Raw genomic sequence first — 22061 nt, forward strand, 5'->3', positions numbered from 1 at the left:
AGGCTCCTCGGAATGACTGAATTCTTTTAGGTTATGTTTGTTGTTTGGTTGCTTTGAGTTGGGGGCGTGCGGTGAGTAGATTCCTGATGTCGCTTTGGCTCTTCGGAATGACGGATTTCTTTAGGTTACGTCTGCTGTTTTGTTGGTTTGATTTGGGGGCGTGCGGTTAGTAGATTCCTGATGTCGCTTGGGCTCCTCGGAATGACAGAACTCACTAGATCGTAAGCAAACAAAAAGGGATGCGCGATGCATCCCTTTGTTATTTCTGCTTAGCAAAAAGCGAAATTAAGCTTTAGCTGCTGCCGCTGCTTTAGCGATAGCTACGAAGCTCTTAGCGTCTAGAGAAGCGCCGCCAACTAGAGCACCGTCGATGTCTGGTTGTGAGAAGTAAGCTTCAGCGTTTTCTGGTTTAACAGAACCGCCGTATTGAATGATTACTTGTGCTGCAACTGCTTCGTCTTTCGCTGCGATTAGTGCGCGGATAGAAGCGTGGATGCGTTGTGCATCTTCAGCTGTTGCTGCTTTACCAGTACCGATAGCCCAGATTGGTTCGTAAGCGATGATTGCACCGTTTAGAGCTTCAACACCGTAAGTGTCGATAACTGCGTTGATTTGACGTGCACATACTGCTTCAGTTTCGCCAGCTTCGTTTTGAGCTTCAGATTCACCGATACAGAAAACAGGAGTTAGACCGTTTTCTTTTAGGAAGTTGAATTTCTTAGCGATGAACTCGTCAGATTCGTTGTGGTATTCACGACGCTCTGAGTGACCGATGATGATGTGAGAAGCACCGAAGTCTTTCAGCATTTCTGGAGACATGTCGCCAGTGAAAGCACCGCTGTTGTTTAGGTCAGTGTTTTGTGCACCTAGGATAACTTTGTTACCGCCTTCAGCGATTACGCGCTCAGCTAGATCGATGTAAAGAGCTGGTGGAGCTACTGCTACGTCTACACCTTCAACGCCTTCAAGTTCAGCGTTAATACCAGTTAGCAGCTCAGTTACCATTGCTTTGCTACCGTTTAGTTTCCAGTTACCCATCACTACAGGACGACGCATAGGAATATCTCCCTTATCTTTAATGTAAATAGTCTATTAATGTAAAAAATCTACGTAGGAATATAACAGAATAATGTGAACAGATCATGATTGGCGTCATGTCTTATTCGGCTTTCTTCATCTGGTCGGTGCTGCATTTGTTCTGTTATTTTTGTTAAAAGCAATCGATTGGTGATCGCGTAGACAGAATGATAGTTCATTCCTCGGAAAATGCGCCTTAGATTGGTATTACTACGGGCTAAAAGTTAGCCGTAATAAGAAAGGAATCAAAATGCCAAACTTAGTTTTAGAATATTCCAACTCGGTCGATGAGCGTGTGAATGTTCAGGGCCTATTAGAAGACTTACACAAAGTGACTTTAGACAGTGGTTTGTTTGAACTGGCGTCCGTAAAATCACGCGCACTTCGCTGCCACAACTGGCTGGTTGGCGAAGAGGGCGATAGTGTTGATTTCATCCACATCAACTTTGATTTGCTAACAGGAAGAAGCCCAGAACAAAAACGAGAATTATCAAGAGCGCTGATGGTGGTGCTACAAGAACAAGCGAGCCACGTACACAGTTTGACGGTGAATGTTCGAGATATGGATATTGATTGCTTCCAGAAGGTGGTAAATTAAACACACTAGATTTACTTAGTGCGGCCAAGGAGTTGTCGCACTTTCAATATGTTGAGTGTTTCGATGTCGATTAAAGAACTACTGTTTTCTTTCCAAGGTCGTATAGGCCGTAAAACTTACTGGATGTGGAATATCATCTACTACATCATGATCTTGGGCTTCGGTGCGGGCATCAGTAAGTTGTTCCCAGCGTTTTCTTATATTCTTCTGCCTATCTTCCTGCTAATTCTTCTTATCCCAGATTTGGCGATCACCACTAAGCGTTGGCATGACCGTAATAAGTCGATTTACTGGTTGGCGTTAAACATCCCATTGATCATTGGTCGAGTTGCAACGCCGATGACGAACCCTGCTGCACAAGACCCATCGACACCGCAATGATGATCGCTTCGATTTCTCTGATTTGTGGCCTGTGGATTCTGGTGGAGTGTGGTTTCTTGAAAGGTACGGCAGGTCAAAACAACTACGGCCCTGAGCCGAAGTAAGCTCCTTGGATATTGGACTCGTTGGACGTAGATTCTTAGTCTCGCTGGAGCTCGCTAGAATGACAGTTTACTTTTAGTCATCTGGCTGCTAAACGCACAATGTCCCCAGATTTCCGTCATTCTGAACAGTGAGGAACGAACGTGATTCAGAATCTACTTACCAAGCGCTCCTTAGATAATGCCCCTACATCTCTAGCGTTGAAATTGGATTCTTAGTCTCGCTGAAGCTCGTTAGAATGACGGGTTTCTTTTATTTAATAGTAAGTTAAATTAACTGTCATTCTGAACAGCGAGGGACGAGCGTGATTCAGAATCTACTCACCGAGTGCTCCGAGTTTGAAGTAAGCTGACTTTGCTGGTGGGTCACAATAGGAAACTAAAACAACTCATTAAGGAGAATGAACCATCGACAAAACACCTTGCGTTTACATCCTAACTTCAAAAAATAACTCAGTTCTCTACATTGGTGTTACCAGCCAACTACCCCAAAGAATATGGCAACATAAAAACGGAGTAGTCGAGGGCTTTACCAAGAAGTATCACGTTCACAAGCTCGTTTACTTTGAGCTGTTTGAAGATATGGCAACTGCCATAAACCGAGAAAAGCAACTGAAACAATGGAAGCGTGAATGGAAGTTAGATTTAGTGAGAGAATCTAACCCTGACTTTCTCGATTTATCCAATGAGTGTTAGTAAAAATCATCTCTATCTTTAAACGCTCTCAGCTCAACCACATCGGCTTTTTGAGTTGGTGCAGACTCCCCTTGTAATGCTTCTCTAAATTTCACCACCTGTTTCTGTAGCTCATTCATCAATACAACATTGGTGTGGTTGGGGTTTTTGCAGTTATGAATGACTCTATCTATGTGGCTTTGCTGAGCCCACAATCGTGGTTGCATCCGTTCTGAGGCACCTTCAATCATGTCTTTCGCCATATCATGACGGAACTGTTCAAAGGCTTCGGGATCGCGTTCTGCCATTTTTACCATTTCATCGAATGAGGGCAAAACTTGTGGTTTGTGGGTGCTTGGCATGACTATCTCCAAATCCATTGGATGTTGCTCCTAGTTACTAAAAGCTTAATCCATGCAGAAACGGAGATAGAAGGAATGACAGCATCGTCTCACTAATAAGAGTGCATGTTCATAACAAAGTGGGAGTGAGTCGAGATATTAGGCTTGAATGCGGTACACGCAGCGACGTTGGCCACTGATGATGTGCTCGGCGCGTTCGATTTTGGTTTCATTGCCGAGAAGTGATTGGAAGATGTTAAGCTCAGATTGGCACAAGCTTGGGCAGCGAGTCGCGGCTTTGCAAATAGGGCAGTGGTTTTCGATCAGAATAAACCCATGCTCATCTTGTTCCAGTTCGGCCATATAGCCTTCTTGCTCACGCAGGGTAACCAGTGTCTGTAACTTGCTCTCTAGCGAGTCACACTGCTCAAGGTGTTGTTGGTAGCTTTGTAGGGTGAGCTTCTCGCGCTCAGACGTGACTTTTTCCAGTCCGTCTTTACCGAAGATATGCTCGACGGCCTCAATAAATTGAATGGTTAGTTCACCGTGGCGATCAGCAAATTGCTCATGGCCTTTTTGTGTCAGAGACCAATGACGAGTTGGGCGACCAACTTTGACTTTTACATCATGAATTGACAGGACGCCGTCATCTTCCAAACCTTGCAGGTGCTGACGCGCACCCATGGTTGTCATACCCAGTTCAGAAGAGAGTTGTTTCGCGGTGACAGAGCCATCACGCTTAACGATTTGCAAAATCCTATCTACGGTCTTCATATACCCACCATTTATACGTCAGTACATATTATGCTCGATAGGGTTAGTAAAGAAAAGTGTTGACTTAATTTGTGTGTGGATTTGTTGGGTCTGTGTTAATGCGCACAAATATATGTCGTCATTCTGAACAGCGAGGGACGAGGTGATTCAGAATCTATTATCCATTGATTCTATAGCCTGAGTTTAGGCATAAAGATGGGGAGCTCGCTGGAGCTAAATTCTTGCTCGCTAGAGTGAGGCACTCTGATGATGACAGAGGAAGCGTAAATGACTTGCAAGGAAAGAAAGGCTCCAGCTCTAGGTGAGCGGGAGCCTCGACTAATGCTTAAAGAATAATATCGCGCACTTCTGGGTCTTTACGCTCTAGGTAGTGCGTAGACTTGATGCGGCGGATAGTACGACAACGACCGCGAATCAATAGAGTTTCTGTTGTTGCGATGTTGCCTTGGCGAGAGATACCTTCTAGCAGGTCTCCTTTAGTAATCCCCGTTGCAGAGAAGACTACGTTGTCGCTGCGCGCCATGTCTTCCATCTTCAATACAACATTCGCTTTTACACCCATCTCTTCACAGCGTTGTAGCTCAGCTGAGCCGTAGATGCGGTTTTCTTCTGTATCGCCTTTTACTTCATGACGAGGAAGAAGACGACCATGCATGTCACCGTCTAGTGCGCGAATCACTGCTGCAGATACTACGCCTTCAGGTGCACCGCCGATGCAGTACATCATGTCTACTTCGCTATCTGGCATACAAGTTAGGATTGAAGCAGCTACGTCACCGTCTGGCACTGCGAAGACGCGAACGCCCATGGCTTGCATCTCTGCGATCACTTCATCGTGACGAGGCTTCGCAAGCGTAATGACGACTAGCGTATCAAGAGGCTTGTTCAGCGCTTTCGCTACGTTTTCTAGGTTTTCTTTTAGTGGTTTACCTAGGTCGATAACGCCTTTTGCACCTGGGCCAACAACCAGTTTTTCCATGTACATGTCAGGCGCTTTCAGGAAGCTGCCTTTCTCACCCGCTGCCAATACTGCCAGTGCGTTAGATTGGCCCATCGCGGTCATGCGTGTGCCTTCGATTGGGTCTACCGCAATATCGACTTCGTCGCCACCAATACCCACTTGCTCACCGATGTACAGCATTGGTGCATCATCGATTTCACCTTCACCAATAACGATTTCACCACTGATGTCTGTTTTGTTCAGTAGGGTGCGCATCACTTCAACTGCAGCACCGTCCGCTGCGTTTTTGTCGCCACGGCCAAGCCATTTGTAACCAGCCAAAGCGGCACCTTCAGTAACACGGGAAAATGCCATTGCTAAATCGCGTTTCATGATGTCTCCAAGTAACAAGAGGGAAGAATAATTTGCGCGGCGATTTTATCACATCGTCAGTTAAACGTTTGCCTTTTTGCTGAGCTTTTACTTTAACTAAGTTGAATTTGATCAATACTTGGGTGAGTTTATGGGGTAGTGATGGGAAAATGCATTGCGCAAAAATGCTTCGATGATAAGAAAAGTCAGCGTTTAGTGAGATTGCGCCGATTTTTTAACCGAATGATGCAAAATATCGAATATAGTAAGTGTTTCTCGTCGCTACGCTGAGTAGAATGAACCTCATAGGTAAGGTGCAAGCGAATGCTCGCGCATCGTCCCAACGGAATAACAATAGGTAGGCCAAGATGTCTTTTGAAGTACTAGAACAACTAGAATCGAAAATTCAAACTGCAGTTGACACAATCACTCTTCTTCAGATGGAAGTCGAAGAGCTGAAAGAAGATAAAGTGAAGCTTGAAACAGAAGCAAACGAGCTTCGTTCTCAGCGAGAAGAGCTAGAGCAAAAATCTCAGCAAGCTCAACAAGAACACGCACAGTGGCAAGAGCGCATTCGTGCACTACTTGGCAAGATGGACGAAGTGGAATAATCCACTTAAGTATCCAGAATCAAAAACACCCGCTTCGGCGGGTGTTTGCGTATTTGGCGATGGGTTTTTAGCGACTGGCTCGTTGCTAATAAAGGAGTGAGGTTAGTTTAACCTTCCTCACCTTCGTCTTCTTCATCGAGCTCTAAATCTACATTGAGTGGCTCAGGAGAAAGAATGATGCCGGTGCTGTCTGCGTAGATGTAATCTTCAGGTAGGAAGCTAACGCCACCGAAGTTCACTGGTACGTCGATTTCACCGATACCTTGGTTTGCTGCCCCAACAGGGATAGACGCGAGTGCTTGGATGCCTAGGTTCATGTCTTCCAGCTCGTCCACTTCGCGGACACAACCGTAAACGATGATGCCTTCCCATTCGTTTTCTTCTGCAAGCGTCGCGATTTCTGCATCGATTAAGGCCCTGCGTAGGGAACCACCACCATCAATCAACAATACTCGTCCGATACCATCTTGTTCTAAAGTTTCGCGGATCAGTGCGTTGTCTTCAAAACACTTAATCGTTGTCACTTGCCCGGCAAACGAAGCTCGTCCGCCAAAGTTACTGAACATCGGTTCAACCACGTCTACCTGATCAAGGTAGATATCACAGAGTGCTGAGGTATTGTATTCCATAGCGTACCTTTCTAAACAGAAACTGTTGTCTTTGAGTATATCTAGGCATTAAGTCAATGCAATGACAATCCTTTTTTAACTCATTAGAGTTTGAGCTACCACAATTGTTGCAAATAAAACATTGGTAACAAGCGAACACTTCACAACTACGGGCATCATTGGAGCGATTTGCGCAGGTTTCTCGGTATTCCAAACCGCTTTACCATGGTTCGCCACCACGAAAATACTGATCAGGAATGGCAAGCTGATCCACACCGGTTTGTCTTGAATAAGCAAATAAACAGCAAAAGCCAGTAGTGCGCCACCAAGTAAGATGAAGTGGTATTGTTTCGCTTTGCGTTGGCCAAGTCGAACCGCCATGGTGCGTTTACCACATTCGCTATCGTTCTCGATATCGCGCATGTTGTTGATGTTCAGTACAGCTACTGCCAACAGACCACAACCTAGTGCTGGTAGGAATAGTGTCGCATCTACATGACCTGTGTGTAGGAAGTAAGTGCCAGATACACCAAGTAGGCCAAAGAAGATAAATACAGACAGGTCGCCTAAGCCAACATAACCGTAAGGCTTGCTGCCCATGGTATAAGCAATCGCCGCGATAATGGCAAGAATGCCCAGACCGATAAAGGTAATGATGCTTTCAAAAGAGCTCAGTGCGTAAAACACTAAGGTTAAACCAGCAATGGCGGTCAGGATTATGTTGAAGATGATCGCTTTCTTCATTTGATCCGCAGTTACCGCGCCAGACTGCATCGCACGCTGAGGGCCTAAACGGTTGTCGTTGTCCGTGCCTTGCACTGCATCGCCGTAGTCGTTCGCAAGGTTAGACAATATTTGCAGTAGCGTTGCGGTGACAAAGGCCATTACAGCGATAGTCAGCGAGAAGTGACCCGCGGAGTAGGCGAGTACGCTACCGGTCAAAATAGACACTAGTGCGAGGGGTAATGTTTTTGGACGAGCGGCTTCAAGCCAGATCTGCAATGATTGTTTCATGGATATTTCGTGCTAGTAACCAATGTGCCCAGTATAAGCACAAAGCGCCCGTTACGCTATTGACCTGAAACAACTCAATTAAGAGTCAAAGGCTTGCGGAGAAGGAACACAGTTTCCATATTTGAGGTAATAAATGGCGCTTTTGGGGAAAGAGAGAGTACGGCGCACGTTGTTATTAGATCCTTAGTCTCGCTGGAGCTCGCTAGGATGACGAACTCTTGCTAAGGTAACTGCCATGCGGAATGAAAAAGCCCAGAAGCATCGTTCTGGGCTTTGGACTCTAGAGAGCGTTATTAAAGAATAAAGCGGCTTAGGTCTTCATCTTCAATCGTATCGCCTAGGCGGTCTTTCACGTATGCCGCGTTGATGACGACCTTCTCACCGGCTTTTTCAGTCGCGTCGTAAGAAATCTCATCCATCAAACGCTCCATCACAGTGTGTAGACGACGAGCTCCGATGTTCTCAGTGGTTTCGTTTACTGTCCATGCCGCTTCTGCGATTTGAGTGATACCATCTTCAGTGAATTCTACATCTACGCTTTCTGTTTTCATCAGCGCAATGTATTGCTCAGTTAGAGACGCTTTAGGCTCTGTCAGAATACGTTTGAAATCGTTGCTGGTCAGCGCTTCAAGTTCTACGCGGATTGGTAGACGACCTTGCAGCTCTGGGATCAGATCAGAAGGCTTCGCTACTTGGAATGCACCAGATGCCACAAATAGGATGTGGTCTGTTTTTACCATGCCGTGCTTCGTTGATACCGTGCTACCTTCGATTAGTGGTAGTAGGTCACGCTGAACACCTTCACGAGAAACGTCAGGGCCAGAGCTTTCACCGCGCTTACAAATCTTGTCGATTTCGTCGATGAATACGATGCCGTTGTTCTCTACGTTGAAGATTGCAGATTCTTTCAGCTCTTCTTGGTTCACCAGTTTCGCTGCTTCTTCTTCCGCTAATGCTTTCATTGCGTCTTTGATTTTCAGCTTGCGTTTCTTCTTGGTGTCACCCGCTAGGTTTTGGAACATGCCCTGTAGCTGGTTAGTCATTTCTTCCATACCAGGAGGCGCCATGATCTCCACACCCATTTGCGGTGCAGCTACATCGATTTCGATTTCTTTGTCGTCTAGCTGGCCTTCACGCAGTTTCTTACGGAAGATTTGACGCGTGTTCGATGTGTCTTCTTTTTGCTCAGATTGACCCCAAGCATCACGAGCTGGTGGCAGTAGCGCGTCTAATACACGTTCTTCTGCTTGCTCTTCTGCGCGGAATTTTACTTTTTCCATCGCTTGCTGGTGGGTCATCTTCACTGCAACGTCGGTGAGATCGCGGATAATGGTTTCCACTTCCTTACCGACATAACCCACTTCAGTGAATTTGGTTGCTTCTACTTTGATGAATGGTGCGTTTGCCAGTTTTGCAAGACGACGAGCGATCTCAGTTTTACCTACACCAGTAGGACCAATCATTAGAATGTTCTTTGGCGTGACTTCGACACGCAAGCTTTCTTCAAGTTGCATGCGACGCCAGCGGTTACGCAGTGCAATCGCAACCGAACGTTTTGCTTTGTCTTGACCAATAATGTGGCGGTTCAGTTCATGAACGATTTCGCGAGGAGTCATTTCAGACATATTCTTTCCTTACTTCGTTACGATTACGCTTAAGCCGTTGGCTTAGGAAGCTCTACTGTAGATTCTAGTTCTTCTACAGTGTGGTGATGGTTTGTGAATACACAGATATCGCCAGCAATGTTCAGTGCTTTCTCTGCGATTTCGCGTGCGTCTAGGTCTGTGTTTTCTAATAGTGCAGTTGCGGCTGCTTGTGCGTATGCGCCGCCCGAGCCAATAGCGATCAGATCGTTTTCTGGCTGAACCACATCACCGTTACCAGTGATGATTAGGGAAGCAGTTTCATCCGCTACGGCCAGTAGGGCTTCTAGTTTGCGAAGTGCACGGTCGCTACGCCAGTCTTTTGCTAGCTCTACAGCCGCCTTAGTTAGGTGGCCTTGGTGCATTTGAAGTTTGCTTTCGAAGCGCTCGAATAGGGTGAAGGCATCCGCGGTACCGCCAGCAAAACCGGCAAGTACTTGGTTGTTGTATAGGCGGCGAACTTTACGTGCGTTGCCTTTCATTACGGTATTACCTAGCGACACTTGGCCATCACCCGCGATGACGACTTTATTGTTTCGACGTACAGATACAATGGTAGTCACAGTCGACCTCTTAATTATTTCTCTTTGGATTTAATTAAGTATATGGGGTAAGTGATTGGGGGATTCAAGGGGGCGAAAAGAAAGGCCCTAGGATCTTAGCTCCTAGGGCCTGTGTTTAAAGATTCTCTTTCCAAATTGCACACGGCTCAATCTTGGCGCGTTGCAACTTGTGGCGATCTTTCTCTGCCTCACGTTTGAACTTGTATGGACCAAGTACTACGCGATACCAAGAGCTGCCTTCTTTTTTAATCACACGGCTGCTCATACCTTGGAAGGCAATGGCGAGCTTACGCTCTTCTGCCTGACTTTGGTTTTTGTAAGCACCACACTGCATCACATAAGGTACTTTGGATACCTGAATTTCTTTAGCGACGACTTCTACTTCACGCTGTGGTAGAGATTCCACGTATTCCCACTTTTCTTCTGGTGGAGGTGGAATGTCTGTCTTCGGCTTTGGTTTGCTGGTGGTATTCGTTACAGGCTTTTCTGCCACAACGGTTTGTTCAGGTTCTGGATCTGAGCTCAATAAATACAGGCCATAGCCGAAACCGCCCACGAGCAATATTGCTAGTAGACCACTACGCCAAGGTTTTTTTCTTGAAGGTTGTTTTTTTGTCGACTTCTTCGGAGCGCCGCGTCCGCGTCTTACATAATCTCTATTTGCCACGGTTACTTCTGGTCATCAAGGATTCTGGCAAATATGTTAATCCAGAATGCGACGAGAAAACACCCTAATTAGATAATCTTGTTAGCTACGTGCAGGAAAGTAGACATTAAAAAGCGACGCTAAATGCGTCGCTTAGAATGAAATGGTTGTTGCTGCGGAAGAGTTTTCTTATCGAAGTGGCGGTGGCGCTGCACTGCCACGCACAACAAGTTTGGTCTCGAGTAGGCGAGAACCAGAATGCACGTCGTGACCTTTAAGCAATTCAAGCATCATCAACATCGCTTGGCGACCGATCTCATAACGAGGTTGAGAGATGGTGGTTAGCGGTGGATCGCAATATTGAGCGAACTGAATGTCATCAAAGCCGACAACGGACAGGTCTTGAGGAATACGCAGACCTAGGCGCTTCGCTTCTTGAATAGCACCAATTGCCATGGTGTCACAGTGACAGAATAGAGCGGTCGGTGGCTCTGGAAGCTCAAGCAGTTTACGCACGGCTTGTACTCCGCCGTCAAAAGAGAAGTCGGCAATAACGGTGTATTGCTCCTCTTTATTAATACCCGCACGACGCAGTGCTTGTTGGTAACCTTGGTGGCGGAACTGACACAGAGCAGCAGAGTCTGGACCAGAGATCTGAGCAATACGCTTATGACCTAACTGAGTAAGGTAGTTCACTGCTTCAAATGCTGAGGTTAGGTTATCGATATGAACGGTTGGCAGTTCCAACTCTGGAGCAAATTCACACGCCATCACCATAGGTGGCAGGTTTTTCTGTTCAGGCTTGCTGACATCAAACGGCAGATCAGTACCAAGCAAAAGCATACCATCTGCTTGTTTAGTAAAGACTAAGTTAACAAACGAGCTTTCACGCTTTTTCTGCTGACCACTGTCGCCCAATAGAACAAGATAGCCGTGTTCCATTGCTGCATCTTCAATACCACGAATGATCTCTGAGAAGTACGGGTCGCAAATGTCCGGTACGATGGTGACAATGGTTTTTGATTCATTTCTGCGTAAGTTACGAGCTAATGAATTTGGTGAATAACCAGCTTCTAGTACGGCATCTTCCACTCTCTTTCTTGTTGAAGAAGAGACTTTTTCTGGATTCATTAATGCTCTTGATACCGTCGCAGTAGATACCCCTGCAAGCTGGGCAACATCCTTCATTGTCGCCATAGTTTTTACCCTCTTAAAATATTCGCCAAGGTGACGTTTGTCATTGTTCTAATTGAAGCCTATGTGACTGATCCACTTTAGACTTTACTAATTTGAATAGTCTATTCATTTCTAAAGGGAAAGTTACGGTCTGTTTAACAAAAATTGCAATCCTAATGTGAACCTCATCACATTAAAAGGCAATTCATTACATGGTTAAACGTTTGCTAGCTGAGATCCTGTGGCTCTATGTCTAAATTCCAGCGAACTTTCTTGGCATTTGGCAACAACTCAATAGCAGGTTTCGCACTGGTTAATAACTTTTGCATCAATGAGCGATGCTGAGTTTGCAGTAAAAGCTGCCATCGATATTTGCCAGCGCGCTTAGCCAGTGGTGATGGTGTCGGCCCCAACACCATGCAGCTATCATCGAACAATGGGTGCGATTCAAGGGTAAAACGTACCTGACGTAAAAAGTCTTCGACCACTTCGCTTTGGTTGGCTTCTGCTTTAAATAAGGTCAAGAAGCTATACGGTGGCAGTTGGGCGAGTTTACGCTCTGCCAATGCGGTCATAGCGAAGTGGCGATAGTCTTTCTGCAGTAGAGCTTGCAGTAAACTGTGTTCTGGGTGGTGAGTTTGCAATATCACTTCACCAGGTTTGCTTGCGCGACCTGCGCGACCTGCGACCTGAATAAACAGTTGAGCCAGTCTCTCGGAGGCGCGGAAGTCACTACTGTAGAGGGAACCATCAACATCGAGTAGCGCAACAAGCGTCACATTTGGGAAGTGGTGACCTTTTGCTAACATCTGCGTGCCAATCAGAATTTGGTATTCGCCTTTACGAATCGATTCGAGCGCATCTTCTAGGCTACCTTTACGGCGCGTGCTGTCTCTATCAATACGAATGGCTTTGTATTCTGGGAAGAGCTCAGCCAGTTGCAACTCAAGCTGTTCGGTACCCACACCCACAGTGACCAACTGAGTCGAACCACAACCTTGGCATTGATTAATGACAGGTTGCTGTGAGCCACAATGGTGACAGCGAATCTCATTGCTGTATTGGTGGAAGGTGTAGTAAGCATCACAGCGTTTACATTCCGCAATCCAGCCACATTCATGGCACATTAACGCCGGTGAGAAGCCGCGACGGTTTAAGAACAGCATCACTTGGTTGCCCGCTTTTAGATGTTTGCGCATTTCAGCAATCAATGGCGCGGATAAGCCACTGTCTAGATAGAGGCCTTTAACATCTAGCACCTTGTTAGTGGTCGGAACGGCAGAACCGGCGCGTTGCGTCAGCGTTAAATGGTGGTACTTGCCTGTCAATGCGTTGTGTAGTGTTTCTAAAGCTGGCGTGGCAGAGCCGAGGACAATAGGTACTTGCTCTTTATGTGCACGCATCACCGCAACATCACGAGCATGGTAGCGCAGGCTATCTTGTTGTTTATAAGACGAGTCGTGTTCTTCATCGACAATGATAATGCCAAGATCAGCAAAAGGCGTTAGTAGGGCAGAGCGCGTACCAATAATGATGCCAGCGGCTTTGTCTCGCGCAGAAAGCCAAGCGTTGAGTCGCTCGGTATCATTTAACCCAGAGTGAATGACATCCACAGGCACATTAAAGCGACGCTTGAAGCGGTTAATGGTTTGGGGCGTCAGACCTATCTCAGGGACGAGCACCAAAGCTTGCTTACCTTGTTCAAGTACTGGCTTAATGAGGTTAAGGTAAACTTCGGTTTTGCCGGAACCTGTAACGCCCTCTAATAAATAGCAGGCAAAGCCGGTTTGGCTGTTTACGCTAGCAATCGCCAGAGCTTGTTCGTGGTTGAGCTTTGGTTTTTCAACATCGAACTCAACTTGTTGGCCCCACTTAGTGATCGTCGGCTTTTTCTCTATGCGTTCGACCCAGCCTTTCTCTTCCAAAGACTTAAGTACGGTAGAGCCAATTTCTTGGTCGATGAACTCTTGGTGTGGCACTGAACCATTGACCAGCATCTGCAAAGCACGCTGTTGCTTGACTGCACGCCCTAAGCCTTGCATCAGCTTATCTTTACCCGACGCAGTGATTTGCCACTCTTGTAATGTCGCGAAATCGGCAGGTTTTCCCTTACGCAGGGCAGCAGGCATTGCATTATGAAGTGTGTCACCAAGTGGATACTGATAAAACTGGCTGCACCAAGTCAGTAAAGAATAGAGTTTTTCTGGCCAAACTGGTTGGGCATCTAATACCGCTTTAAGCGCTTTCAGTTGCTCTTTAGGAAAGTCTGAATGATTAACCATGGCGGTCACGATGCCAACCAAAGTCTGCCGACCAAAAGGCACAGAAACGCGTCCGCCAATCACAGGGAAAAGGTGACTAGGTATGACATAGTCAAACTGTTTGTCGAGCGGGACTGGCAGTGCTACTCGGGCGATGGATGGACGCATAGAATCTTTACTATATAAAAGAGGGAAGAGGGCTATAGTCTATTAAAACGCGTTAAGAAATTCGAGCGATCTGCATTTTGGGTAACTTGATTCCCATCAGTACTAAAGTACTGGTGAAAAAAGTGGCGAAAAAGTTGCCAAATGTGTTGATCCTATCCTAGTGATTCATTACTATACTGCGCCTTAGATATGGCTTCGGCATTTGGTCGATGCGGTATCGCACTTTTATTTTTCATTACGTGTGGTGTGCGGCTTAGATTCGTATAGCGACACGGCCTACAATTGAGGTTATCCCATGAAAGCTGGTATCCACCCAGAATACAAAGCAGTAGCTGCTACTTGTTCTTGCGGCAACTCTTTCGAGTTCAAGTCAACTCTAGACAAAGAGTCTATCCACCTAGACGTATGTGACAAATGTCACCCATTCTACACTGGTAAGCAACGTATCGTTGATACAGGCGGCCGTGTTGATCGCTTCAACAAGCGTTTCGGTGCTCTATCAAGCAAGAAGTAATAGCCAGCGCTATTATTCCTGTTTAAAAAAGGACGCTTCGGCGTCCTTTTTGTTTATTCGCCCATCGTAAAATAGGCGATTTGGCGTAAAAACCGGGATAAGCCGAGTGGTTGAATTTTGTTCGATTATTTTTCACTCAGCTCTTGCATCCTAAAGTGTGATCTGTATAATGCGTCGCACTGGTTAAGCCAGTTGTGAACCAATGAGCAATGAGGAGCGAGCAAGTCTTCGGATTTGCAAGGTAATGTAGACTCAGCTTATGTTCGCGGTTAATACAATTAGCTATCTTTTCTTCGGAAAAACTATCCCCAGACGTGACTCTGGCATATAGGGATAGTTAATCGAAAATTAACTGACAATGCATCCTAATCTTGGATGCTACGGTTTCACATAAATCAATCGGCATTCTCTCGTCTTGACGAGTTTGAGTGGCGATATTGTTTGTGTAATTTTTAATATTGGAGCTCTGTCTCATGCAGAACCAACGTATCCGTATCCGCCTAAAAGCATTCGATTACAAACTAATCGACGCTTCTACAGCGGAAATCGTTGAAACAGCTAAGCGCACTGGCGCACAGGTTCGTGGTCCAATCCCACTGCCAACTCGTAAAGAGCGTTTCACAGTTCTTATCTCTCCACACGTTAACAAGAAAGCACGCGACCAGTACGAAATTCGTACTCACAAGCGTCTAATCGACATCGTTGAGCCAACAGACAAAACTGTTGATGCTCTAATGCGTCTAGACCTTGCTGCGGGCGTTGACGTTCAAATTAGCCTAGGTTAAGGGAGATTAGAAGAATGATTGGTCTAATCGGTCGTAAAGTGGGCATGACCCGCGTATTTACTGAAGACGGCGTTTCTATCCCAGTAACAGTTGTTGAAGTTGAAGCAAACCGTGTTTCTCAAGTTAAAACTCTTGAGACAGATGGCTACGCTGCAATCCAGGTAACTGCTGGTTCAAAGAAAGCTAACCGTGTAAACAAAGCTGAAGCAGGTCACTTTGCTAAAGCTGGCGTTGAAGCTGGTCGTGGTCTTTGGGAATTCCGTTTGGAAAACGGTGAAGAGTTCGCAGTTGGCGCTGAGCTAACAGTTGAACTATTCAACGAAACTAAGAAAGTAGACGTTACTGGTACATCTAAGGGTAAAGGTTTCCAAGGCGCTGTTAAGCGTTGGAACTTCCGTACTCAAGATATGACTCACGGTAACTCATTGTCTCACCGTGCACCGGGTTCAATTGGCCAATGTCAAACTCCAGGTCGCGTATTTAAAGGCAAGAAAATGGCAGGTCACATGGGTGCTGAGCGTGTAACGACTCAAAACCTAGAGATCGTACGTGTTGACGCTGAGCGCAATCTGCTTCTTATTAAAGGTGCAGTACCAGGCTCAACAGGTGGCAACGTGATCGTTAAACCAGCTGTTAAAGCATAACGTCTCAGGAGTAAGTAATGGAACTAATGGTTAAAGGTGCTGATGCACTAACTGTTTCCGAAACTACTTTCGGACGTGAGTTTAACGAAGCTCTTGTACACCAAGTAGTTGTTGCATTTGCAGCAGGTGCTCGTCAAGGTACTCGTGCTCAAAAAACACGTTCAGAAGTTTCTGGCGGTGGCGCTAAGCCATGGCGTCAAAAAGGTACTGGCCGTGCGCGTGCTGGTACAATCCGTAGCCCAATCTGGCGTACAGGTGGTGTTACTTTTGCTGCGAAACCACAAGATCACAGCCAAAAAGTTAACAAGAAAATGTACCGCGGTGCTATGAAGAGCATTCTTTCTGAGCTAGTTCGTCAAGAGCGTCTAATCGTTGTTGATAACTTCTCAGTTGAAGCGCCAAAGACTAAAGAGCTAGTTGCTAAGCTTAAAGAGCTTGAGCTAACTGACGCTCTAATCGTGACTAGCGAAGTAGATGAGAATCTATTCCTAGCTGCTCGTAACCTATACAAAGTTGACGCACGTGACGTTGCTGGTATCGACCCAGTTTCACTAATCGCGTTCGACAAAGTTGTAATGACTGCTGAAGCAGTTAAGCAAGTTGAGGAGATGCTAGCATGATCACTGAAGAGCGTATCCTAAAAGTTCTACGTGCTCCGCACATCTCTGAAAAAGCAACTATGGCAGCTGAGAAAGCGAACACTATCGTTTTCAAAGTAGCTAAAGATGCAACTAAGAAAGAGATCAAAGCAGCTGTAGAAAAGCTTTTTGAAGTTGAAGTTAAGTCTGTAAATACTCTTATCACTAAGGGTAAGACCAAACGTCAAGGTCTACGCCAAGGTCGCCGCAGCGACGTTAAGAAAGCGTACGTTACTTTGAAAGAAGGTCAAGATCTTGACTTTGTTGGCGGCGCGGAATAACAGGAGTAGTTAAAAATGGCTATTGTTAAATGTAAGCCGACTTCCCCTGGTCGTCGTCACGTTGTTAAAGTTGTTAACGCTGACCTACACAAGGGCAAGCCATACGCACCTCTTCTAGAGAAAAACTCTAAGAACGGTGGTCGTAACAACAACGGTCGTATCACAGTACGTCACATCGGCGGTGGTCACAAGCACCACTACCGTGTAGTTGACTTCAAACGTACTAAAGACGGTATCCCAGCGACAGTTGAGCGTCTAGAATACGATCCAAACCGTAGCGCAAACATTGCTCTAGTTCTTTACAAAGACGGTGAGCGTCGCTACATCCTAGCACCTAAAGGTGTTAACGCGGGTGATGTTATCCAATCTGGTGTTGATGCACCGATTAAAGCTGGTAACACTCTTCCAATGCGTAACATCCCAGTAGGTTCAACTGTACACAACGTTGAACTAAAACCTGGTAAAGGTGGTCAGCTAGCTCGTTCGGCTGGTGCTTACGCTCAAATCGTTGCTCGCGACGGTGCGTACGTAACTATCCGTCTACGTTCTGGCGAAATGCGCAAAGTTCTTTCTGAAGGCCGTGCAACAATCGGTGAAGTTGGTAACTCTGAGCACATGCTACGTGAACTTGGTAAAGCTGGTGCTTCACGCTGGCGCGGCGTACGTCCAACCGTACGTGGTGTAGTAATGAACCCGGTTGATCACCCACACGGTGGTGGTGAAGGTCGTACATCTGGCGGTCGTCACCCAGTATCTCCTTGGGGTATGCCAACTAAAGGCTTCAAGACTCGTAAGAACAAACGCACTGACAAGTACATCGTACGTCGTCGTAACAAGTAATCTATATAAAGAGGAATCGCCATGCCACGTTCTCTCAAGAAAGGTCCATTTATTGACCTACACTTGCTGAAGAAGGTAGAGAAAGCGGTGGAAAGCGGAGACAAAAAGCCACTTAAGACTTGGTCCCGTCGTTCAATGATCATCCCATCGATGATCGGTTTGACCATCGCTGTCCATAATGGTCGTCAGCACGTACCTGTTTTCGTAACCGAAGAAATGATCGGTCACAAACTAGGTGAATTCGCACCAACACGTACTTACCGCGGTCACGCTGCGGATAAGAAAGCTAAGAAGCGTTAAGGAGTAAATAATGGAAGCTATTGCTAAACATAACTTTGCTCGCATTTCGCCTCAGAAAGCTCGCTTAGTTGCGGATCTAATTCGTGGTAAATCTGTTGACCAAGCTCTAGAAATCCTAACTTTCAGCAACAAAAAAGCTGCTGTTCTAGTTAAGAAAGTTCTAGAGTCTGCTATCGCTAACGCGGAGCACAACGAAGGTGCAGATATTGACGATCTGAATGTCGCAAAAATCTTTGTAGATGAAGGCCCAACCATGAAGCGTATTATGCCTCGTGCTAAAGGTCGTGCGGATCGTATCTTGAAGCGTTCAAGCCACATCACTGTTGTTGTAGCAGATCGCTAGAGACTAGGAGAGTAAGCAATGGGTCAAAAAGTACATCCTAATGGTATTCGTCTTGGCATCGTTAAGCCTTGGAATGCTACATGGTTTGCTAACACCAAAGATTTCGCTGACAACCTAGACGGCGACTTCAAGGTACGTCAGTTCCTAACTAAGGAACTACAAAAAGCGTCTCTTTCACGCATCGTTATCGAGCGTCCTGCTAAGAGCATCCGTGTGACTATTCACACTGCTCGTCCAGGCGTTGTAATCGGTAAGAAAGGTGAAGACGTTGAGAAACTACGCGCAGCTGTAGCAAAAATTGCAGGTGTACCAGCGCAAATTAACATCGCTGAAGTACGTAAGCCTGAACTTGATGCACAACTTGTTGGTGACAGCATCGCGTCTCAACTAGAGCGTCGTGTTATGTTCCGTCGTGCTATGAAGCGCGCGGTACAAAACGCAATGCGTCTAGGTGCTAAAGGCATCAAAGTAGAAGTAAGTGGTCGTCTAGGCGGCGCTGAAATTGCACGTTCTGAGTGGTACCGTGAAGGTCGTGTACCTCTACACACTCTACGTGCTGACATTGATTACGCAACTTCTTCGGCTCACACTCAATACGGTGTGATCGGCATTAAAACTTGGATCTTCAAAGGTGAGATCCTAGGTGGTATGCCAGCAGCTAACGCTGTAGAGCCTAAAGGCGACAAGCCTAAGAAGCAGCGTAAAGGCCGTAAGTAAGGAGTCGACAGATGCTACAACCTAAACGTACTAAGTTCCGTAAGGTTCAGACAGGTCGTAACCGTGGTCTAGCTAAAGGTACTGATGTAAGCTTCGGCGAATTCGGTCTTAAAGCTGTTGGCCGTGGTCGTCTAACTGCTCGTCAAATCGAAGCGGCACGTCGTGCAATGACACGTCACGTTAAGCGTCAAGGTAAAATCTGGATCCGTGTGTTCCCAGACAAACCAATCACAGAAAAACCACTTGAAGTTCGTCAAGGTAAGGGTAAAGGTAACGTTGAGTACTGGGTAGCCCAAATCCAACCTGGTAAGGTTATGTACGAAATGGGTGGTGTACCTGAAGAATTGGCTCGTGAAGCGTTCCGCCTAGCGGCTCGTAAACTGCCATTCAAAACTACATTTGTAACTAAGCAGGTGATGTGATGAAAGCACAAGATCTACGCGAGAAAAGCGTTGAAGAGCTTAACGCTGAGCTATTGAATTTGCTACGTGAACAGTTCAACTTGCGCATGCAAGCTGCAACTGGTCAGCTACAGCAAACTCATACTCTGAAAGCTGTACGCCGTGATATCGCACGTGTGAAAACTGTTTTGACTGAGAAGGCAGGCGCATAATGAGCGAAGTAAAACGTACTCAACAAGGTCGTGTTGTTAGCGACAAGATGGACAAGTCTATCGTAGTTGCTATCGAGCGCATGGTTAAACACCCAATTTACGGTAAATTCGTAAAGCGCACGACTAAAGTACACGCACATGACGAGAACAACGAGTGTGGCCTAGGCGACACAGTTGAAATCGCAGAGTGTCGTCCTCTGTCTAAGACTAAGTCTTGGACATTGGTAAAAGTCCTAGAAAAAGCGAAGATCTAATCTTCTTTATTCTATGATTAAAAACGCTCCAAAAATAATTTTTGGAGCCGTTTATTTTTTGACTACCCAATTGAAAAAAAGGGTGGTACAATTCGCGTCCCTTTTAAAGAGGCAGCCCGACCCGAGAGGGTCTAGTTTTTTTTATTATTTAGCGGAGCACTAACATGATCCAAATGCAAAGTATGCTGGACGCAGCTGATAACTCAGGCGCACGCAGCGTAATGTGTATTAAGGTTCTGGGTGGCTCTCACCGCCGTTATGCACATATCGGTGACGTTATCAAAGTTACTGTTAAGGAAGCAATTCCTCGCGGTAAAGTTAAGAAAGGTGACGTTCTGAAGGCGGTGGTAGTGCGCACCCGTAAAGGCGTACGTCGTCCTGACGGTTCTGTCATTCGCTTCGACCGAAATGCTTGTGTATTGTTGAACGACAACACTGAGCAACCAATCGGTACACGTATCTTTGGTCCTGTGACACGCGAACTTCGTGGCGATAAGTTCATGAAGATCGTTTCACTGGCTCCAGAAGTTCTGTAAGGAGCACGTAGAAATGGCAGCTAAAATCCGTCGTAACGACGAAGTAATCGTTCTTGCTGGTAAAGACAAAGGCAAGAAAGGTAAAGTAACTAAGGTCCTAGCAACTGGTAAAGTTATCGTTGAAGGTATCAACCTTGTTAAGAAACACCAGAAACCTGTTCCTGCACTAGGTATCCAAGGCGGTATCGTAGAGCAAGAAGCAGCTATCGATGTTTCTAACGTGGCGATCTTTAACGCAGCTACTGGTAAAGCTGACCGTATCGGTTTCCGTTTTGAAGATGGTAAGAAAGTTCGTTTCTTTAAGTCTAACAACGAAATCGTTTCTAACTAATAGAAGTAATTTGGAGTTCTACTATGGCGAAACTGCATGATTACTACAAGTCGTCTGTAGTCGCTGAACTGACCAAACAGTTTAGCTACACAAGCGTCATGCAAGTCCCTAGAATCGAGAAAATCACCCTAAACATGGGTGTTGGTGAAGCAATCAACGATAAGAAACTGCTAGAAAACGCAGCTGCTGATATGGCAACGATCTCTGGTCAAAAGCCACTTATCACTAAAGCTCGTAAATCTGTTGCAGGTTTCAAAATCCGTGAAGGCTACCCTATCGGTTGTAAAGTAACCTTGCGTGGCGAACGTATGTGGGAATTTTTAGAGCGTTTAATCTCTATCGCACTTCCACGTGTACGTGACTTCCGTGGTGTTAGCGCTAAGTCTTTTGACGGTCGCGGTAACTACAGCATGGGCGTTCGCGAGCAAATCATCTTCCCGGAAATCGACTTTGATAAAGTTGATCGAGTACGCGGTCTAGACATCACTATTACGACGTCTGCTGGTACTGATGAGGAAGGCCGTGCTCTGCTGGCTGCCTTTAACTTCCCATTCCGTAAGTAAGGTGAAGGGTTACTGTTATGGCTAAAAATTCAATGAAAGCACGTGAAGCAAAACGTGCGAAGCTAGTAGCTAAGTTCGCTGAAAAGCGTGCTGCGCTAAAAGCTATCATCAGCGATGTAAACGCATCTGAAGAAGATCGTTGGAATGCGGTTCTTACACTGCAATCTCTTCCACGTGATTCAAGTGCATCACGTCAGCGCAACCGTTGTAACCAAACTGGTCGTCCACACGGTTACCTACGTAAGTTCGGTCTAAGCCGTATTAAGGTTCGTGAAGCTTGCATGAAAGGCGAGATTCCGGGTCTTCGTAAGGCTAGCTGGTAATTGCCACTTAATCATTTGGAGTAAATCATATGAGCATGCAAGATCCGATTTCGGATATGCTGACCCGCGTTCGTAACGGTCAGGCAGCAAACAAAGTTGCTGTTAAAATGCCTTCTTCAAAGCTTAAAGTTGCAATTGCTGCACTACTAAAAGCTGAAGGTTACATCGTTGACTTCGCTGTTGAAGGCGAAGCAAAACCTGAGCTAGAAGTTACACTTAAGTACTTCCAAGCTAAACCAGTAATCGAGCAACTTAAACGTGTTTCTCGTCCAGGTCTACGTGTTTACAAGAAGAAAGATCAACTTCCTTCTGTAATGGGTGGCCTTGGTATTGCTATCGTTTCTACTTCCAAGGGTCTGATGTCAGACCGTGCTGCACGTAAAGCAGGTCTTGGCGGTGAAATCATCTGTTACGTAGCTTAATAGGAGTA

At 46.0% G+C, this 22061-nt stretch carries 30 protein-coding genes and 2 pseudogenes; 21 read left to right on the forward strand and 11 right to left on the reverse strand.

From position 1 onward, the window contains the following. Window positions 1–285: 285 nt before the first annotated feature. Window positions 286–1056: a triose-phosphate isomerase gene (tpiA, locus tag KHO06_RS01305; RefSeq protein ID WP_005428123.1), complete on the reverse strand. Its 771-nt coding sequence runs from the start codon at window positions 1054–1056 to the stop codon at window positions 286–288. Window positions 1057–1327: 271 nt separating this feature from the next. Between tpiA and KHO06_RS01310 the strand changes: the two genes are divergently transcribed. From KHO06_RS01310 to KHO06_RS01320, 3 genes and pseudogenes are all read left to right on the forward strand, one after another. Beyond that, window positions 1328–1675, forward strand: a complete 348-nt coding sequence (locus KHO06_RS01310; protein ID WP_212581995.1) for a 5-carboxymethyl-2-hydroxymuconate isomerase — start codon at window positions 1328–1330, stop codon at window positions 1673–1675. Between the two features lie 63 nt (window positions 1676–1738). Further along, a pseudogene (locus KHO06_RS01315) lies at window positions 1739–2160 on the forward strand (DUF805 domain-containing protein). A 405-nt stretch (window positions 2161–2565) separates the two neighbouring features. Beyond that, window positions 2566–2853, forward strand: coding sequence for a GIY-YIG nuclease family protein (locus tag KHO06_RS01320; RefSeq protein WP_212582436.1), 288 nt, complete (start codon window positions 2566–2568; stop codon window positions 2851–2853). Here the strand turns inward: KHO06_RS01320 and KHO06_RS01325 are convergent. The 3 genes from KHO06_RS01325 to glpX form a co-directional block, all read right to left on the reverse strand. Next, window positions 2850–3212, reverse strand: coding sequence for a DUF3135 domain-containing protein (locus tag KHO06_RS01325; RefSeq protein ID WP_080992253.1), 363 nt, complete (start codon window positions 3210–3212; stop codon window positions 2850–2852). The two genes, KHO06_RS01320 and KHO06_RS01325, sit on opposite strands and share 4 nt — an antisense overlap. A 120-nt stretch (window positions 3213–3332) precedes the next feature. Continuing rightward, a complete protein-coding gene (locus tag KHO06_RS01330) occupies window positions 3333–3947 on the reverse strand; it encodes a metalloregulator ArsR/SmtB family transcription factor (protein ID WP_212581996.1) in 615 nt (204 codons plus the stop codon). A gap of 325 nt (window positions 3948–4272) precedes the next feature. After that, window positions 4273–5280 carry a class II fructose-bisphosphatase gene (gene glpX, locus KHO06_RS01335; RefSeq protein ID WP_012126871.1) on the reverse strand — a complete coding sequence of 336 codons (1008 nt, stop codon included), beginning with the start codon at window positions 5278–5280 and terminating at the stop codon, window positions 4273–4275. Between the two features lie 347 nt (window positions 5281–5627). On the opposite strand from glpX, the gene zapB reads away from it, so the two are divergent. After that, on the forward strand, window positions 5628–5870 hold the full coding sequence (gene zapB / locus KHO06_RS01340) for a cell division protein ZapB (RefSeq protein ID WP_005428165.1): 243 nt from the start codon (window positions 5628–5630) through the stop codon (window positions 5868–5870). A gap of 107 nt (window positions 5871–5977) precedes the next feature. Here the strand turns inward: zapB and rraA are convergent, their stop codons facing one another. The 7 genes and pseudogenes from rraA to priA form a co-directional block, all read right to left on the reverse strand. Next, on the reverse strand, window positions 5978–6499 hold the full coding sequence (rraA, locus tag KHO06_RS01345) for a ribonuclease E activity regulator RraA (RefSeq protein ID WP_212581997.1): 522 nt from the start codon (window positions 6497–6499) through the stop codon (window positions 5978–5980). Window positions 6500–6574: 75 nt separating this feature from the next. Next, on the reverse strand, window positions 6575–7492 hold the full coding sequence (locus KHO06_RS01350; protein ID WP_010646387.1) for a 1,4-dihydroxy-2-naphthoate polyprenyltransferase: 918 nt from the start codon (window positions 7490–7492) through the stop codon (window positions 6575–6577). Window positions 7493–7785: 293 nt separating this feature from the next. After that, a complete protein-coding gene (hslU, locus tag KHO06_RS01355; protein WP_212581998.1) occupies window positions 7786–9117 on the reverse strand; it encodes an HslU--HslV peptidase ATPase subunit in 1332 nt (443 codons plus the stop codon). A 29-nt stretch (window positions 9118–9146) separates the two neighbouring features. Further along, on the reverse strand, window positions 9147–9698 hold the full coding sequence (hslV, locus tag KHO06_RS01360; protein WP_005435051.1) for an ATP-dependent protease subunit HslV: 552 nt from the start codon (window positions 9696–9698) through the stop codon (window positions 9147–9149). 115 nt (window positions 9699–9813) lie between these two features. After that, a complete protein-coding gene (locus KHO06_RS01365; RefSeq protein WP_212581999.1) occupies window positions 9814–10365 on the reverse strand; it encodes an SPOR domain-containing protein in 552 nt (183 codons plus the stop codon). A 168-nt stretch (window positions 10366–10533) separates the two neighbouring features. Further along, window positions 10534–11544: pseudogene (gene cytR, locus KHO06_RS01370) on the reverse strand (DNA-binding transcriptional regulator CytR); the annotation flags it as partial. Between the two features lie 203 nt (window positions 11545–11747). Beyond that, the gene (gene priA / locus KHO06_RS01375) at window positions 11748–13949 is read right to left on the reverse strand and encodes a primosomal protein N' (RefSeq protein WP_212582000.1); all 2202 of its coding nucleotides are present in this window, start codon (window positions 13947–13949) and stop codon (window positions 11748–11750) included. Between the two features lie 295 nt (window positions 13950–14244). On the opposite strand from priA, the gene rpmE reads away from it, so the two are divergent. From rpmE to rpsH, 17 genes are all read left to right on the forward strand, one after another. After that, window positions 14245–14463 carry a 50S ribosomal protein L31 gene (gene rpmE / locus KHO06_RS01380; protein WP_038890899.1) on the forward strand — a complete coding sequence of 73 codons (219 nt, stop codon included), beginning with the start codon at window positions 14245–14247 and terminating at the stop codon, window positions 14461–14463. A 473-nt stretch (window positions 14464–14936) separates the two neighbouring features. Next, entirely contained in the window at window positions 14937–15248 is a 312-nt protein-coding gene (rpsJ, locus tag KHO06_RS01385) for a 30S ribosomal protein S10 (protein ID WP_004410492.1), read from the forward strand. 14 nt (window positions 15249–15262) lie between these two features. Further along, window positions 15263–15892, forward strand: coding sequence for a 50S ribosomal protein L3 (gene rplC, locus KHO06_RS01390; protein WP_005435072.1), 630 nt, complete (start codon window positions 15263–15265; stop codon window positions 15890–15892). Between the two features lie 17 nt (window positions 15893–15909). After that, window positions 15910–16512, forward strand: coding sequence for a 50S ribosomal protein L4 (gene rplD / locus KHO06_RS01395; RefSeq protein ID WP_005435074.1), 603 nt, complete (start codon window positions 15910–15912; stop codon window positions 16510–16512). Next, complete coding sequence (gene rplW, locus KHO06_RS01400) at window positions 16509–16811, forward strand: 50S ribosomal protein L23 (RefSeq protein ID WP_004398471.1); 303 nt, start codon at window positions 16509–16511, stop codon at window positions 16809–16811. The genes rplD and rplW overlap by 4 nt, the downstream gene beginning before the upstream one ends. A gap of 15 nt (window positions 16812–16826) precedes the next feature. Continuing rightward, window positions 16827–17651: a 50S ribosomal protein L2 gene (rplB, locus tag KHO06_RS01405; RefSeq protein ID WP_005528534.1), complete on the forward strand. Its 825-nt coding sequence runs from the start codon at window positions 16827–16829 to the stop codon at window positions 17649–17651. A gap of 21 nt (window positions 17652–17672) precedes the next feature. Next, complete coding sequence (rpsS, locus tag KHO06_RS01410; RefSeq protein ID WP_005431614.1) at window positions 17673–17951, forward strand: 30S ribosomal protein S19; 279 nt, start codon at window positions 17673–17675, stop codon at window positions 17949–17951. A 10-nt stretch (window positions 17952–17961) separates the two neighbouring features. After that, window positions 17962–18294: a 50S ribosomal protein L22 gene (gene rplV, locus KHO06_RS01415; RefSeq protein WP_005528535.1), complete on the forward strand. Its 333-nt coding sequence runs from the start codon at window positions 17962–17964 to the stop codon at window positions 18292–18294. Window positions 18295–18312: 18 nt separating this feature from the next. After that, window positions 18313–19011 (forward strand): 30S ribosomal protein S3, encoded by a 699-nt coding sequence (gene rpsC / locus KHO06_RS01420; RefSeq protein ID WP_005435080.1) that lies wholly within the window; start codon window positions 18313–18315, stop codon window positions 19009–19011. A gap of 11 nt (window positions 19012–19022) precedes the next feature. Further along, a complete protein-coding gene (gene rplP, locus KHO06_RS01425; protein ID WP_005379577.1) occupies window positions 19023–19433 on the forward strand; it encodes a 50S ribosomal protein L16 in 411 nt (136 codons plus the stop codon). Further along, window positions 19433–19624, forward strand: a complete 192-nt coding sequence (gene rpmC / locus KHO06_RS01430) for a 50S ribosomal protein L29 (RefSeq protein WP_004410456.1) — start codon at window positions 19433–19435, stop codon at window positions 19622–19624. The genes rplP and rpmC overlap by 1 nt, the downstream gene beginning before the upstream one ends. Then, entirely contained in the window at window positions 19624–19878 is a 255-nt protein-coding gene (gene rpsQ / locus KHO06_RS01435) for a 30S ribosomal protein S17 (protein ID WP_005435082.1), read from the forward strand. The genes rpmC and rpsQ overlap by 1 nt, the downstream gene beginning before the upstream one ends. 164 nt (window positions 19879–20042) lie before the next feature. Next, complete coding sequence (gene rplN, locus KHO06_RS01440; protein WP_004410450.1) at window positions 20043–20414, forward strand: 50S ribosomal protein L14; 372 nt, start codon at window positions 20043–20045, stop codon at window positions 20412–20414. Between the two features lie 13 nt (window positions 20415–20427). After that, complete coding sequence (gene rplX, locus KHO06_RS01445) at window positions 20428–20745, forward strand: 50S ribosomal protein L24 (RefSeq protein ID WP_005435084.1); 318 nt, start codon at window positions 20428–20430, stop codon at window positions 20743–20745. A 23-nt stretch (window positions 20746–20768) separates the two neighbouring features. After that, window positions 20769–21308 carry a 50S ribosomal protein L5 gene (gene rplE, locus KHO06_RS01450; RefSeq protein WP_005528536.1) on the forward strand — a complete coding sequence of 180 codons (540 nt, stop codon included), beginning with the start codon at window positions 20769–20771 and terminating at the stop codon, window positions 21306–21308. A 17-nt stretch (window positions 21309–21325) separates the two neighbouring features. Further along, the gene (gene rpsN / locus KHO06_RS01455; protein WP_004410442.1) at window positions 21326–21631 is read left to right on the forward strand and encodes a 30S ribosomal protein S14; all 306 of its coding nucleotides are present in this window, start codon (window positions 21326–21328) and stop codon (window positions 21629–21631) included. 29 nt (window positions 21632–21660) lie between these two features. Beyond that, a complete protein-coding gene (gene rpsH, locus KHO06_RS01460) occupies window positions 21661–22053 on the forward strand; it encodes a 30S ribosomal protein S8 (protein WP_005450567.1) in 393 nt (130 codons plus the stop codon). Window positions 22054–22061: the final 8 nt, after the last annotated feature.

The sequence above is a fragment of the Vibrio sp. B1FIG11 genome (assembly GCF_905175335.1).
GTDB lineage: Bacteria > Pseudomonadota > Gammaproteobacteria > Enterobacterales > Vibrionaceae > Vibrio > Vibrio campbellii.